The sequence below is a fragment of the Ruegeria sp. SCSIO 43209 genome, from assembly GCF_019904295.1.
Lineage (GTDB): Bacteria > Pseudomonadota > Alphaproteobacteria > Rhodobacterales > Rhodobacteraceae > Ruegeria.
Genome location: NZ_CP065359.1, coordinates 3,639,781 through 3,653,432, shown reverse-complemented (window position 1 = coordinate 3,653,432; position 13,652 = coordinate 3,639,781). Strand labels below are relative to the sequence as shown.

General features: G+C 58.5%; 12 protein-coding genes. 7 read left to right on the top strand and 5 right to left on the bottom strand.

Going from position 1 to position 13,652, the window contains the following annotated elements:
- Positions 1-503: 503 nt before the first annotated feature.
- The 3 genes from rpsT to mutM form a co-directional block, all read right to left on the bottom strand.
- A complete protein-coding gene (gene rpsT / locus I5192_RS18165; RefSeq protein ID WP_010442545.1) occupies positions 504-767 on the bottom strand; it encodes a 30S ribosomal protein S20 in 264 nt (87 codons plus the stop codon).
- Positions 768-994: 227 nt separating this feature from the next.
- Positions 995-1,771 carry an enoyl-CoA hydratase gene (locus tag I5192_RS18160; RefSeq protein ID WP_170395375.1) on the bottom strand — a complete coding sequence of 259 codons (777 nt, stop codon included), beginning with the start codon at positions 1,769-1,771 and terminating at the stop codon, positions 995-997.
- 66 nt (positions 1,772-1,837) lie between these two features.
- Positions 1,838-2,689 (bottom strand): bifunctional DNA-formamidopyrimidine glycosylase/DNA-(apurinic or apyrimidinic site) lyase, encoded by an 852-nt coding sequence (gene mutM, locus I5192_RS18155; protein ID WP_170567539.1) that lies wholly within the window; start codon positions 2,687-2,689, stop codon positions 1,838-1,840.
- Between the two features lie 86 nt (positions 2,690-2,775).
- Here mutM and ubiE point away from each other — a divergent pair, with 86 nt between their 5' ends.
- Entirely contained in the window at positions 2,776-3,528 is a 753-nt protein-coding gene (gene ubiE, locus I5192_RS18150; protein WP_223117462.1) for a bifunctional demethylmenaquinone methyltransferase/2-methoxy-6-polyprenyl-1,4-benzoquinol methylase UbiE, read from the top strand.
- On the top strand, positions 3,529-5,058 hold the full coding sequence (ubiB, locus tag I5192_RS18145) for a 2-polyprenylphenol 6-hydroxylase (protein ID WP_170408659.1): 1,530 nt from the start codon (positions 3,529-3,531) through the stop codon (positions 5,056-5,058).
- A gap of 97 nt (positions 5,059-5,155) precedes the next feature.
- On the opposite strand, the gene I5192_RS18140 is transcribed toward ubiB, so the two are convergent.
- Positions 5,156-6,331: an acetyl-CoA C-acyltransferase family protein gene (locus tag I5192_RS18140; protein ID WP_170647239.1), complete on the bottom strand. Its 1,176-nt coding sequence runs from the start codon at positions 6,329-6,331 to the stop codon at positions 5,156-5,158.
- A gap of 112 nt (positions 6,332-6,443) precedes the next feature.
- On the opposite strand from I5192_RS18140, the gene I5192_RS18135 reads away from it, so the two are divergent.
- From I5192_RS18135 to I5192_RS18115, 5 genes are all read left to right on the top strand, one after another.
- Complete coding sequence (locus tag I5192_RS18135) at positions 6,444-7,007, top strand: helix-turn-helix domain-containing protein (RefSeq protein WP_170395365.1); 564 nt, start codon at positions 6,444-6,446, stop codon at positions 7,005-7,007.
- A 109-nt stretch (positions 7,008-7,116) separates the two neighbouring features.
- Complete coding sequence (locus I5192_RS18130) at positions 7,117-8,301, top strand: glycine C-acetyltransferase (protein ID WP_170395363.1); 1,185 nt, start codon at positions 7,117-7,119, stop codon at positions 8,299-8,301.
- Positions 8,302-8,315: 14 nt separating this feature from the next.
- A complete protein-coding gene (tdh, locus tag I5192_RS18125) occupies positions 8,316-9,344 on the top strand; it encodes an L-threonine 3-dehydrogenase (RefSeq protein WP_170818669.1) in 1,029 nt (342 codons plus the stop codon).
- Between the two features lie 63 nt (positions 9,345-9,407).
- Positions 9,408-10,283, top strand: a complete 876-nt coding sequence (locus I5192_RS18120) for a tryptophan 2,3-dioxygenase (protein WP_223117461.1) — start codon at positions 9,408-9,410, stop codon at positions 10,281-10,283.
- 3 nt (positions 10,284-10,286) lie between these two features.
- The gene (locus I5192_RS18115; protein ID WP_223117460.1) at positions 10,287-11,117 is read left to right on the top strand and encodes an alpha/beta hydrolase; all 831 of its coding nucleotides are present in this window, start codon (positions 10,287-10,289) and stop codon (positions 11,115-11,117) included.
- Between the two features lie 58 nt (positions 11,118-11,175).
- Here the strand turns inward: I5192_RS18115 and infB are convergent, their stop codons facing one another.
- Entirely contained in the window at positions 11,176-13,650 is a 2,475-nt protein-coding gene (infB, locus tag I5192_RS18110; protein WP_170395359.1) for a translation initiation factor IF-2, read from the bottom strand.
- Between the last annotated feature and the right edge of the window lie 2 nt (positions 13,651-13,652).

Sequence of the window (13,652 nt, the reverse complement as noted above, 5' to 3'; positions counted from 1 at the left end):
CTTTTTTAATGTGTCCCGAATTACGGGCCTTTATGGCGCTCACACACAAGGGAACGTTACGCCAAACCTGATGGTCTGGCGGGTACGCTCGAATATCATCGCAGTCCAATACAGCACGGCCCCAAAATGGGGGCACACCCGGAATCCGGGATGCGCATGATATTCCAATTTATCGACAGGGCCAGGATCTTCGGCTAACCCGAGACCCAGAGCAGATCGTCCAACTGACCGAAGCCAGCTTTCGAACATTCGTTCCTAAATCTTTCCGATGCCCGTCGGTCAGATCTTTGGAACAGCCTGTCCCCCCAAGCGAGTGAATCGCTGATTAAGTCGTAGCAAGAGCCCAAGGGTCCGGGCAACGAAACTCTGATATTGACTCGGGGTTCTGGGCGAAAGAATCTCTCGGCTTCGTGAAGACGCGGCTTTCCGGCAACAATGAAAAAGGCGTCGCAATCAGCGACGCCTTTTTCGCAAATCAACGCTTGACGCGTTTTCCCAAAGAATCAGCCCAGCGCTTTGACGCGCGCCGACAGGCGCGACATTTTGCGGGCTGCGGTGTTCTTGTGGAAGACGCCTTTGGTGACGCCACGCATCAACTCAGGCTGAGCGGCGCGCAGGGCTGCGGTAGCTGCGTCCTTGTCGCCGGATGCGATCGCTTCTTCAACCTTGCGCAGGTGGGTACGGATGCGCGAACGACGCGCTTTGTTGACGGCGAAGCGCTTTTCGTTCTGACGGGCGCGTTTCTTTGCCTGGGGCGAATTTGCCATGTGTCTCTGACCTTTTGTTCGGTACGGTTATCTTGGGTTGCGCGCCACGGACATATCCGCACCGGATCAGAAATCACGAGTGTGAGTCGGGCCAAGCGGGCCGCACGCGCATGTATGACGGCGGTCTCTAACCAAGTTTGGCAGGTTTGCCAAGCTGATTCTTCCAGTATGTGATGAGGGAAAAAGGCGGGGTCTGCCCGCCTAATATCACTAAGCGACGATTATGATCACTTGTCGCGGAACTGAGCCGCACGTTTTTCCAGAAACGCGGCCATGCCTTCTTTCTGGTCCTCTGTCGCGAACATCGAATGGAACACCCGACGCTCAAACAGCATGCCTTCGCTCAGCGGCAGCTCATAGCTGCGGTTCACAGCCTCTTTGGCCGCGATGGCCGTGATCTGCGATTTCTCTGCAATCTTCTGCGCCGCACCGGTTGCCTCTTCGATCAGCTTTTTGGCGGGCACGACACGACTGACCAATCCCGCGCGCTCGGCCTCTTCCGCGTCCATGAAGCGGCCTGTCAGGTTCATATCCATCGATTTGGACTTACCAACGAAGCGGGTCAGACGCTGACTGCCACCAAGCCCCGCGATGACGCCCAGATTGATCTCGGGCTGGCCGAACTTGGCGGTGTCGGCAGCGATGATGAAATCGCACAGCATCGCCAGTTCACACCCGCCGCCCAGCGCGTAACCAGCAACGGCAGCGATGATAGGTTTACGGATCGCGGAAACCCTATCGTTGGCGTCTGCAAACAGATTGACGTCGAATACATCGACAAAACTCATCTCGGACATTTCCTTAATGTCCGCACCGGCGGCAAAGGCCTTGTCCGAGCCGGTGATGACGATGCAGCGCACCTTGTCATTGCTATCCGCATCTTCCAGCGCCTCGCACAGCTCACCCAGCAACTGGGTGTTCAGCGCGTTCATCGCATCGGGGCGGTTGAGCTTGATAAGGGCGACGTGGTCTTCGATTTCGACGATGATCGTCTCAAAAGCCATGAGGTGTAAGCTTCCGGTTGTTCCGTTCAGGTACGATTCCTTATCACGCGATTTCGCTGGATCAAGTTATCTTTGGCATTGCGCGCAATAGAAGGATGAGCGACCGGACTGGGTGATTCTCTTGATTTCAGCGCCACAACCCTCAGTTCGACAAGGCTCTCCTTCGCGGCCGTAAACGTCGAAACTGTGTTGAAAATATCCAAGTTCTCCATCGGCTTGGCGGAAATCGCGCAGCGATGACCCACCCGCTTCAATCGCGTCCTGCAACACTTTTCTGATGATCGGCACAAGGGCCGCAACGCGTGGCGCAGAAATCTGTCCCGCTTTGCGACGTGGCGACACCTTGCCGCGATAAAGCGCTTCGCAGACGTAAATATTACCCAAACCGGCAACGATTCCCTGATCCAACAACGCCGATTTGACCGGGCTGTTCTTGCCTTTGAAGGCGTCTATCAGGTGCTGTTCGTGAAAATCATTACCCAACGGTTCAGGTCCCAGAACCGATAGCAGCTTGTGCTGCTCCGCCGTTGCCGTCGGCAGCAGGTCCATTGCCCCGAACCGGCGCGGATCGTTGAAGATGATGCGTGCGCCATTAGCCATATGAAACACCACGTGATCATGTTTCTGCGCCATCGGATGCTCATGCGCATACTGTCCGAGCGGATCGCCAGAGACCGTCATCCGCCCCGACATGCCCAGATGGATCAACAACGTCTCGCCACTGCTGAGATCCGCCAGAATGTACTTCGATCGTCGCCGCAGCCGATCCACCCGTTGCCCCGTCAGCCGCTCGGCCATCCGAGCCGGGAAAGGCCAACGCAAATCGGGGCGATTCACATCCGCCCTTTCGATCACTGCGCCCTCCATTGCGGGGCTCAGGCCGCGTCTTACTGTCTCGACCTCGGGCAATTCGGGCATTACAGGGCTCCTATTCCAAAGGGCCGCATTGTGCCCGCCTCTTATCGCCCTATAACAGAGGCGAAATTCGACAAACGGCAAGGCAAATGTCCGACACCAACGACAAGACCACCCATTTCGGGTTCGAAACCGTGCGCGAGGCTGAAAAAGCCGGCCGCGTGCAGGGCGTGTTCAATTCGGTCGCCTCGAAATACGACGTGATGAACGACGTGATGTCGATGGGCATCCACCGGGTCTGGAAAGACGCGATGATGGACTGGCTTGCCCCGCGCGCCGGTCAGCGGCTTCTGGATGTGGCGGGCGGCACCGGCGATATCTCGTTCCGCTTTCTGAAGCGCGCAGGCCACGGCCATGCTACCGTGCTGGACCTGACCGAGCCGATGCTGGTCGAAGGCCGCCAGCGCGCCGAGGCCGACCAGATGTCCGACAGCCTGAGTTGGGTGGTGGGCGATGCGATGGCGCTGCCCTTTGAGGATAACACCTTCGACGTCTACACCATCTCCTTCGGCATCCGGAACGTCACCCGCCCGCAAGAGGCGCTTAACGAGGCCTATCGCGTTCTGAAGCCCGGTGGTCGTCTGATGGTGCTTGAGTTCAGCCAGTTACCCAATGACGGGCTGCAGAAGCTTTACGACCTCTACAGTTTCAATGTCATCCCGCGTATGGGCAAGCTGATCGCCAACGACTACGACAGCTATCAGTACCTTGTGGAATCGATCCGCAAGTTCCCAGATCAGGAGACATTCCTGAACATGGTCCGCACCGCCGGGTTCGAAAACGCCAAATACCGCAACCTGAGCATGGGCATTGCCGCACTGCATTCTGGCTGGAAGATCTAGATGCGCGGCCCCCACAACATCATTCGCCTGGTCCGGACGGGCGCCACGCTGGAACGCACCGGTGCCATGAATGTGGTGCTGGACGCGTTTGAAGCGCCGCGCGCCGTACGTATTCTGGCGCATACGCTGGGCAAACCGTTCCAATGGCTGGGCTACAAGGGCGACCCCGAGATGCCGCCCGCCACCCGTGCCCTGACCGCATTGGGTCCGGCTTACATCAAATTCGGGCAGGTGCTTTCGACCCGCCCCGACGTAGTGGGAAATGAACTGGCCGAGCAACTGCGTGTTCTGCAAGACAAGCTGCCGCCCTTTTCCAAAGCTGAAGCAATGGCAGAGGTCGAGAAAGAGTTAGGCCAACCGACGTCAGAGATATTCAGTGAGTTCAGTGAACCCATCGCCGCTGCCTCGATTGCTCAGGTTCACAAGGCCAAGCTGACCAGCACAGGCGAAGACGTTGCTGTCAAAGTCCTGAGACCGGGTATCGAGCGCGCCTTCCGCAAGGATGTAGACGCGTTCTATTTCGCTGCGCGTATGGTGCAACTTTGCGCCCCCGGAGCGCGCCGACTACGCCCGATGGAAGTGATCGAGCATTTCGACGGCGTAGTACGCGGCGAGTTGGACCTGCGTCTGGAAAGTGCCGCCGCCTCGGAATACGCTGCCAATACCAAGGATGATGCCGGATTCTGGCTGCCTCCGGTGGTCTGGTCGCTATCCGCACGCCGCGTCATGACGCTCAGCTGGGCTGATGGCATTCCCTTGGGAGATAACAACGCGCTGGACGCTGCCGGACATAATCGCCGCGATCTGGCTGAGCGCGTGCTCCGCCTGTTCCTATTGCACGCGCTACGCGACGGCTATTTTCACGCCGACATGCACCAAGGCAACCTCAAGGTCGCTGCGAACGGGGACATTATCGCCTATGACTACGGCATCATGGGTCATATCGATGAATATACTCGCCGGGTATATGCCGAGATTCTCTTTGGTTTCATCCGCCGCGACTATAAACGCGTGGCTGAAGTCCATTTCGAAGCAGGCTATGTGCCTGCCAATCAGGACGTCGACGAATTCGCCCGCGCCTTGCGCGCGGTAGGTGAGCCAATCTTCGGCATGGACGCCACCCATATCTCGATGGGTCGGCTGCTAAGCTACCTGTTCGAAGTCACTGAACGCTTTGGCATGGAAACCCGCACCGAGCTGATCCTGCTGCAACGCACCATGGTGGTGGTCGAAGGCGTCGCCCGCTCGCTTGATGATCACATGAACATCTGGGAAGTCGCCCGACCGGTGGTCGAGGATTACATCAAACAATCCATCGGCCCCCGCGCCGCCCTGCGCGATTTTGGTAAAACCGCCCTGGTGCTTGCCCGTTTCGGCCCCCGCTTGCCCGGTCTGGTGGAAAATGCCCTGATTGCCCAGACCCAAAAAGACGACCCAAAGACCCCTGGTTTCATCGCAAACCTTCTGCCAGCAGCGATCGGCGCGGCCGCAGGCATAGCCGCGACGCTTGTCATCTTCGCACTCAGCTAAACCAACCCGACCGCTTCATCTGGCCAAAAATACCTTCGGGGGGAATCGCGCCCCGGCGCGATGGGGGGCAGACAGCCCCCCCTTGCCCCGGTCCAACTCAGAGCCGCTCGATGGCGAGGGCAATCCCCTGACCTCCGCCGATGCACATGGTGATCAGACCTTTCGATCCGCCAATACGCTCCAACTCATACAATGCCTTAAGCGTGATAATCGCCCCTGTGGCGCCCACCGGATGGCCCAGCGCAATAGCCCCACCGTTCGGATTCACCTTTGCAGCGTCCAGACCCAATTCCTGATTGACGGCCAGAGCTTGCGCCGCAAACGCCTCGTTGCTTTCGATCACGTCGAAATCATCCGAAGACAGACCCGTCTTTGCGAACAGGTTCTGCACAGCTGGAACCGGGCCGATGCCCATCACCTCGGGTCGCACGCCGGCATGGGCATAGCCAATCACGCGCGCTTTAGGTTTCAAGCCCGCCTTTTCTGCAGCATCTGCTGTCGCCAAAACCATCGCCGCCGCGCCGTCATTGATGCCCGAGGCGTTGCCCGCCGTCACCCGCCCATCTTTCTGGAATACCGGGCGCAATCCGGCCAACGCCTCGGCAGTGGTGGCCTTGGGATGTTCATCGACCTTGAAGTCGACCATGTCGCGCTTGACCTTGACCTGCACCGGCGCGATCTGGCTGTCGAAATACCCGGCCTCAATCGCCGCAGCCGCACGGGTCTGGCTGGTCAGCGCAAACGCGTCCATCTGTTCGCGGCTGATTTGGTGTTCATCTGCCACATTCTCGGCGGTCACCCCCATATGCCCGGTGCCGAATGGGCAGTTCAGCGCACCTAGCATCATGTCGAGCGATTTGACATCGCCCATCTTCGCCCCCCAACGGGCCTGCGGTACGACATAAGGGCTGCGCGACATGCTTTCCGCACCGCCCGCCACGGCAAACTCGGCATCGCCTAGCATCAGCGCCTGCACCGCCGACACTACTGCCTGCGCCCCCGAACCGCACAGCCGGTTCACGTTCATCGCCGGAGTCCCGTTCGGAATACCCGCCTGCATTGCGGCGACACGCGATAGATACATGTCGCGCGGTTCGGTGTTGATCACATGACCAAAGACAACATGATCAATCTGCGCGCCTTCAACGCCCGAACGCTCCATTGCCGCCTCGGTCGCCACGGTCGCCAGATCGATCGGAGCGGTCGAGGCCAACGCACCGCCAAAGGTCCCGATGGCTGTGCGCGCACCGTCCAGTATTACTATGTCCGTCATGTTTTCTCCTCCAAGTCTCGCGCCCATTATGCACCTGCAGCATGATCTTCATATTAGACTCACTGTCACGCCGGAATTGACATTACGTTGCGCAACACCCATGGATTCCGTCATGACGGAAAACACAGACGATATTCTGACGCGCCTGCCCGCCCGATTGAAAGAGGCGCGCCGCGCCAAAGGCCTGTCGCTTGAGGCGGTCGCCAACCTCAGCGGCGTCTCGCGTTCCATGGTCAGCCAGATCGAGCGTGGCGAAAGCAGCCCCACAATTTCTACCCTGTGGAACCTGACACGCGCTCTGCAGGTGGATTTCGCCGGACTTTTGGAAGACGCCAAAACGACCGACCAGATCGAAGTGCTGCGTCAAGCAGAAGTGCCCAGTATCGACAATATGGGCGAGAAATGCCGGATTCGCATCCTCTCTCCCCCCGAAGAGGCCGGAGGACACGAGGTCTATGATATTCAGTTTCAGGCCAATGGGAGCCTGAACAGCCAGCCTCATGCGCGCGGCGCACGAGAGCAACTGACTGTGCTGGAAGGCGCCGTCCGTGTCACTTCGGGAACGGCATCCAGCGATCTGAAACAAGGGGATACCGCCCGGTATGCCGCCGATATTACGCATTCGATAAGCGCTGAAAACCCGGCCCGCGTTTTCCTGATCGTAAAAAACGCCTGAACGGGCAAGATTCCGCCTTCACGGATATTTTTCCCAAATACTGTAATTCTCCTATTTGGGAATTTCATCCGCTATGTTAGACGTGCGACTCAGATTAACGGAGGTCGCCATGGCTGATGCATTCCTGTCCCATATTTCGGATACACTCGCGCAGATTGAGGCAGAGGGTCTGTACAAGCGCGAACGGATGATCACCTCGCCTCAGGGCGGTGAGATTACGGTGGGCGACAAGCAGGTGATCAACTTGTGCGCCAACAACTATCTGGGTTTGGCCGATCACCCCGCGCTGATCAACGCCGCCAAAGGCGTCATGGAGCCCAAGGGGTTCGGCATGGCCTCGGTCCGGTTCATCTGCGGTACGCAGGACATTCATCGCGAACTTGAGCAGAAGCTGGCAAAGTTCCTGAACAAGGACGATTCAATTCTGTTCGCTGCCTGCTTCGACGCCAATGGCGGGTTGTTTGAGCCTTTGTTAGGGCCCGAAGACGCCATCATCTCTGACAGTCTAAATCATGCCTCGATCATCGACGGGGTACGGCTGTGCAAGGCAAAACGCTATCGCTACATGAACAACGACATGAATGACCTCGAAGCGTGGCTGAAACAAGCGCGCGAGGACGGGGCGCGGCATATCATGATCGCAACCGATGGCGTGTTCTCAATGGATGGCTATCTGGCCAATCTGCCGAAGATTCGCGAGCTGGCCGACAAATACGACGCCATCGTGATGGTCGATGACTGCCACGCCACCGGCTTTATGGGGCCAAACGGAGCGGGCACGCCGGACCACTTCGGCGTCGACGTGGATATTCTGACGGGAACTTTGGGCAAGGCACTTGGGGGGGCAATCGGCGGTTATATCGCCGGGCCGCAGCCAGTGATCGACCTGCTGCGGCAGCGGGCGCGGCCCTATCTGTTCTCAAACTCGCTGCCGCCGTCCATCGTTGCCGCAGGGCTTGAGGCAATCCGTCTGGTTGAAGAAGGTGACATGCTGCGCGCCCAATTGTTCGGCAATGCCAAGTACTGGCGCGCCGGGTTAGAGAATCTCGGCTTCGACCTACTTCCGGGCGAACACCCGATCATCCCGGTCATGCTGGGTGAAGCGACCCTGGCGCAGGATATGGCATCGCGATTGTTTGACGAAGGCGTCTATGTTTCGGGCTTTTTCTTCCCTGTCGTGCCGCGTGGTCAGGCCCGAATCAGAACGCAGATGAATGCGGCTCTAACACGCGACGAATTAGACCGGGCGCTCGCGGCATTTGGCAGGGTCGGCAAAGAATTGGGGATAATCTGATGCGGCCCAACACGATGAAAGCCCTTGAGAAATCCAAGCCCGAGGAAGGCCTGTGGATGGTGCAGGCCCCGGTACCCGAGATCGGCCCAGACGAGGTTCTGATCCGCATCAACAAGACCGGGATTTGCGGCACGGATATTCATATCTGGAACTGGGATGAATGGGCTGCGGCCACCGTGCCGATCCCGATGATCACCGGCCACGAGTTCGCGGGTGAAATTGTTGAATTGGGTCGCAACGTGACAGGGATGACGGTCGGCCAGCGCTGTTCAGGCGAGGGGCATCTGATCACCCCTGACAGCCGCCAGAGCCGTGCGGGCAAGTTCCACCTTGATCCCGGCACGCGCGGTATCGGTGTGAATGAACAGGGAGCCTTTGCGCAATACCTTAAACTGCCTGCCTTTAACGTTGTGCCCCTGCCTGACGACGTACCGGATGAGATCGGGGCGATCCTCGACCCGCTGGGCAATGCCGTGCACACTGCACTCAGCTTCGATCTGCTGGGCGAGGACGTATTGATTACTGGCGCAGGCCCCATCGGCATCATGGCCGCCGCCGTTGCCCGTCATGCCGGTGCCCGGCATGTAGTGATCACCGATATCAACCCCGACCGCCTGAAACTGGCCGAACACGTGGTACCAACGGTACGCACCGTTGATGTGTCCAAAGAGGATCTGCAGGATGTCATCGCGGAACTGGGCATGACTCAGGGCTTTGATGTCGGGCTTGAAATGTCGGGCTCGCAAGCCGCGCTGGACCAGATGGTCGAAGCGCTGGTTATGGGCGGCAAGATCGCACTGTTGGGGATTCCGCCCGGAAAATCTCCGGTGGACTGGTCGCGCATCGTGTTCAAAGCTATCACCATCAAGGGTGTCTATGGGCGCGAGATGTTCGAAACCTGGTACAAGATGATCGCCATGTTGCAGAACGGGCTGGATGTCAGCCGCGTAATCACCCACCAGTTCGCGGTCGATGACTTTGCCCAGGGATTCAAGGCCATGAAATCCGGTCAATCAGGCAAGGTGGTTCTGGACTGGACCTAACGCTCTGGAACCGTGCGGGTTTTGTCCCTAAACAGGGATAAACCCGCGCGTCTGGAGGAGCACATGGGCGACAAAGACAGGTATACAGAACGGGGAATCGAAGAGTCTCTGGTCACCGATTTCACAGAAACTCACCGCAAAAGCTATGGGGATTTTCTGCAACTTAAGACTCTGCTGAACCTGCAAAAGACCTTTCAGGACCCGGCCCAACCTGATGAGATGTTGTTCATCATCATTCATCAGGTCAGCGAACTGTGGCTGAAACTGATGCACCATCAACTTGTCGAAGTCCGCCGGTTCTTGCAGCAGGACGATTTCGGTCCCGCGATGAAGAACCTCGACCGGATCAAGGCGATCCAACGGCAGTTGATCGCCGCGTGGGAGACGCTACTGACTATGACCCCCGCGGACTACATGACGTTTCGGGACGCATTAGGCAGTTCGTCAGGCTTTCAAAGCTATGGCTATCGCCAAATCGAGTTTATTCTGGGCAACAAAGATCCCGCGACCCTGAAAGTGCATGCGCATGACCCAGAAGTGATGGAGATGCTGAACGCGGCTCTTACCAAACCCTCGCTCTATGACGAAGTGCTGCGGTTGCTGGCCCGGCAAGGGTTTGACGTGCCGCAGGAGCTGATCGAGCGGGATTACGCAAAGCCCTATTCCGGCGATCCGCGTATCGTCAAAATCTGGGTCGAAGTGTTCCGCAACACGGAACAATACTGGGATCTTTACGCGCTGGCCGAAAAACTGATGGATGTGGAATCTCTGTTCCAGAGGTGGCGATTCGATCATGCAACCGCGGTTGAGCGCGTGATCGGAATGCAGCCCGGAACGGGTGGATCTAGCGGCGTGGCCTTCCTGCGCAAAGCGCTGGAGTTGCGGTTTTTCCACGACCTCTACGACGTGCGAACCGAACTGATGTATACTGGGGAATAGGCCATGCTGTATCGCGGATTCACCCAAGAAGAGCTTGAGCAGGAGTATTCCCCTAGCTCAATGATTGGCGGTGATCTGACGCCATATCTAGCCAGCTATTCTGCCCTCAGCGCACAGGCACGGTCTGAAATTAGGATGCAGGAAAACCGTTCCTATGGCGACAGCCCGACGCAAGTTCTGGATTTCTTCCCCGCACCTGGCGCCAACGCGCCTTTGCATGTCTTTATTCATGGTGGCTATTGGCAGGCGCTTAGCCAGCGTGAGTCGGCCCCTATGGCACCGGTATTGCACGAGAACGGGCAAGCCTTTGCCACGCTGAATTATACGCTCGCACCCGATGCCAGATTGGGGCAGATGGTCGACGAATGCCGTACCGCCTTGTTGTGGCTTGCGTCACAGGCCGAAACACTGGGTTTTGATCCATCAAACATCACGCTATCGGGTCATAGTGCAGGTGCCCATCTGGTTGCGATGGTGATGGCGACATCTTCGAAGGCATTTGCGCAGGCTGGCCTGCGGGTGCGCAATGTGATCCTGATTAGCGGGATCTATGACCTTGTTCCGATCTGCCTGACCTCGGTGAATGATCCGTTGCAACTGACCAAAGTCGAGATTCACGATTTCTCACCCTGCCTCAACCTGCCCGCGCCGGGACCCCGTTACAGGGTGACAGTCGCCGAGCGGGATACGCCCGAGTTTATCCGCCAAAGCCGTGACTATGCTGAACTACTGCGCAAGGCCGGACATTCGGTCAGTTTCGATCTGCAGAAGGGCAAGCATCATTTTGACATCATCATGCCTTCGGGCACGTTTCTGTCGTCGCGCACGGACTAACCTAAATGAAAACAGCGGCCTAGTGGGGCCGCTGTTTCAAGTTTTTTCTAGATCCGGATCAGTCCAGCGTACGCGTGACCTCTTCGCGCTCGAAGATTTCGATCACGTCGCCAGCGCGGATATCGTCGTAGTTCTCGAACGCCATACCGCATTCCTGACCCGACTGTACCTCGGCCACTTCATCCTTGAAGCGCTTGAGGGTCTTCAGCGTGCCTTCGTGGATCACCACGTTGTCGCGCAGCAGGCGTACGCCAGCCGAGCGGCGGGCAACACCTTCGGTGACCAGACAGCCAGCAACTTTGCCGACGCCGGTAACCTTGAAGACCTCTTTGATCTCGGCGTAACCGATGAACTTCTCGCGAATCTCGGCGCTCAGCAGGCCAGATGCTGCCGCTTTCACGTCATCCACCAGATCGTAGATCACCGAATAGTAGCGAATCTCGACGCCTTTCTGGTTGGCGGTGTTCCGCGCCGATGCGTTCGCACGCACGTTGAAGCCAAAGATCGGTGCACCGGAGGCTTCGGCCAGGCCGACATCCGTCTCGGTGATCGCACCAACACCCGAGTGAAGAACGCGTACGCGCACTTCGTCGTTGCCGATCTTCTCCATCGCCTGAACGATGGCTTCGGCAGAGCCCTGCACATCCGCTTTCATCAGAATAGGCAGCTCGGTGACGTTTTCGTCTTCCTTCGCCTTCTGCATCAGCTGTTCAAGGGTGGTCGCGGCACCAGCAGCAGCGCGTTTGTCCTTGGCGGCTTGCTCACGATAAGCAGCGATCTCACGGGCCTGCGCTTCGGTCTCGGTCACGTTCAGAACGTCACCTGCTTCGGGCGTACCGTTGAGACCCAGAACCTCGACCGGAACTGAGGGGCCAGCTTCTTTGACGCGGTCGCCCTTGTCGTTGATCAGCGCACGGACCTTACCGTACTGCTCACCCACAACGAAGATATCGCCCTGACGCAGCGTGCCGTTCTGAACCAGAACGGTGGCGACGGGACCACGGCCCACATCCAGCTGCGCCTCGATCACGGCACCTTGGGCGGCGCGATCTGGGTTGGCTTTTAGTTCCAGAATCTCGGCCTGCAGTGCAATGGCTTCCAGCAATTCGTCCAGACCCTGACCAGTCATGGCCGAGACCTCAACGTCCTGAACCTCACCCGACATCTTCTCGACGATCACTTCGTGCTGCAGCAAGTCAGTGCGGACTTTGTCGGGATTCGCGTCGGGCTTGTCGATCTTGTTGATCGCCACGATCATCGGCACTTCGGCCGCTTTGGCGTGGTTGATCGCCTCAATTGTCTGCGGCATCACCGCGTCATCAGCGGCGACAACCAGAACCACGATATCCGTGACCTGAGCCCCGCGCGAGCGCATTGAGGTAAAGGCCGCGTGGCCCGGTGTATCCAAGAAGGTCAGCGTGGTGCCACCATCGGTTTTCACCTGATAGGCGCCGATATGCTGGGTGATGCCACCAGCTTCGCCGGCAACAACACGCGCGTCGCGGATCGCATCCAGCAGCGAGGTCTTACCGTGGTCAACGTGACCCATGATGGTGATAACCGGCGGACGCGGTTGCAAATCATCATCGCTGTCTTCGACCTCTTTGATGACGTCTTCAACATCCGAATCAGAGACACGCGTGACCTTGTGGCCAAATTCTTCGATGATCAGTTCAGCGGTGTCAGCGTCGATGGTCTGATTCTGCGTGACCATCATGCCCATCTGCATCAGCGATTTGACAACGTCAGCGACACGCTCGGCCATACGGTTGGCCAATTCCGAGACCATGATCGCCTCGGGCAGCTGAACGTCGCGGATCACCTTTTCCCGCTCGACCGTGCCGCCCATGGCCTTCTGGCGCGCCCGCTCTTGCTTGCGCTTCATCGCAGCCATCGAGCGTTGGCGGTTGCCTTCGCCACCGGTGGCCTGACCCAGTGTCAGCTTGCCCGAGCGGCGGTTGTCGTCACGGCCCTTGCCACGGCCACGCTGCTCACGCTCGCGATCCTGCTTGCGCGGTGCCGCAGCAGGTGCAGGCTTGCTGGATGGGCTGCGTGCGGCCTTGGGCTCGGCGGGTGCCGGGGCTGCGGCAGCACGCTGGGCTGCTTCCTCGGCCTCTTTACGCTTGCGTTCTTCCTCTTCGGCCTTGGCACGGGCACGCTCTTCAGCTTCACGCTGTTCGCGTTCCTTGGCCTCTTGTTCGGCCCGGCGGCGTGCGCGTTCTTCTTCGCGCGCCTTTTCCTGCGCCTCACGGGCAGCGGCCTCTTCAGCCTCGCGCGCTTTGGCGGCTTGCAACGCCTTCATACGACGCGCCATTTCCGCATCGGAAATACCCGCTGGGCGACGCGAAGGATCACCCGAAGGTGTCGCACCACCACTTGGTTTGGTCGCGCCCGGCTTGGGTACGACCACGCGTTTGCGTTTGGTCTCCACCACGACATTCTTGGTGCGTCCGTGGCTGAAACTCTGTTTCACATTTCCGGGGCGTGCCCCGCCACGAAGACCCAATGTCTTTTTGCCGTCACTATCGCTCATAA

Coding starts and splice junctions, on each gene's coding strand:
- I5192_RS18135 (WP_170395365.1), top strand. CDS start 6,444: ATGACGGAAAACACAGACGATATTCTGACGCGCCTGCCCGCCCGATTG.
- rpsT (WP_010442545.1), bottom strand. CDS start 767: ATGGCAAATTCGCCCCAGGCAAAGAAACGCGCCCGTCAGAACGAAAAG.
- infB (WP_170395359.1), bottom strand. CDS start 13,650: ATGAGCGATAGTGACGGCAAAAAGACATTGGGTCTTCGTGGCGGGGCA.
- I5192_RS18160 (WP_170395375.1), bottom strand. CDS start 1,771: ATGGCTTTTGAGACGATCATCGTCGAAATCGAAGACCACGTCGCCCTT.
- tdh (WP_170818669.1), top strand. CDS start 8,316: ATGAAAGCCCTTGAGAAATCCAAGCCCGAGGAAGGCCTGTGGATGGTG.
- I5192_RS18130 (WP_170395363.1), top strand. CDS start 7,117: ATGGCTGATGCATTCCTGTCCCATATTTCGGATACACTCGCGCAGATT.
- ubiE (WP_223117462.1), top strand. CDS start 2,776: ATGTCCGACACCAACGACAAGACCACCCATTTCGGGTTCGAAACCGTG.
- mutM (WP_170567539.1), bottom strand. CDS start 2,689: ATGCCCGAATTGCCCGAGGTCGAGACAGTAAGACGCGGCCTGAGCCCC.
- ubiB (WP_170408659.1), top strand. CDS start 3,529: ATGCGCGGCCCCCACAACATCATTCGCCTGGTCCGGACGGGCGCCACG.
- I5192_RS18140 (WP_170647239.1), bottom strand. CDS start 6,331: ATGACGGACATAGTAATACTGGACGGTGCGCGCACAGCCATCGGGACC.
- I5192_RS18115 (WP_223117460.1), top strand. CDS start 10,287: ATGCTGTATCGCGGATTCACCCAAGAAGAGCTTGAGCAGGAGTATTCC.
- I5192_RS18120 (WP_223117461.1), top strand. CDS start 9,408: ATGGGCGACAAAGACAGGTATACAGAACGGGGAATCGAAGAGTCTCTG.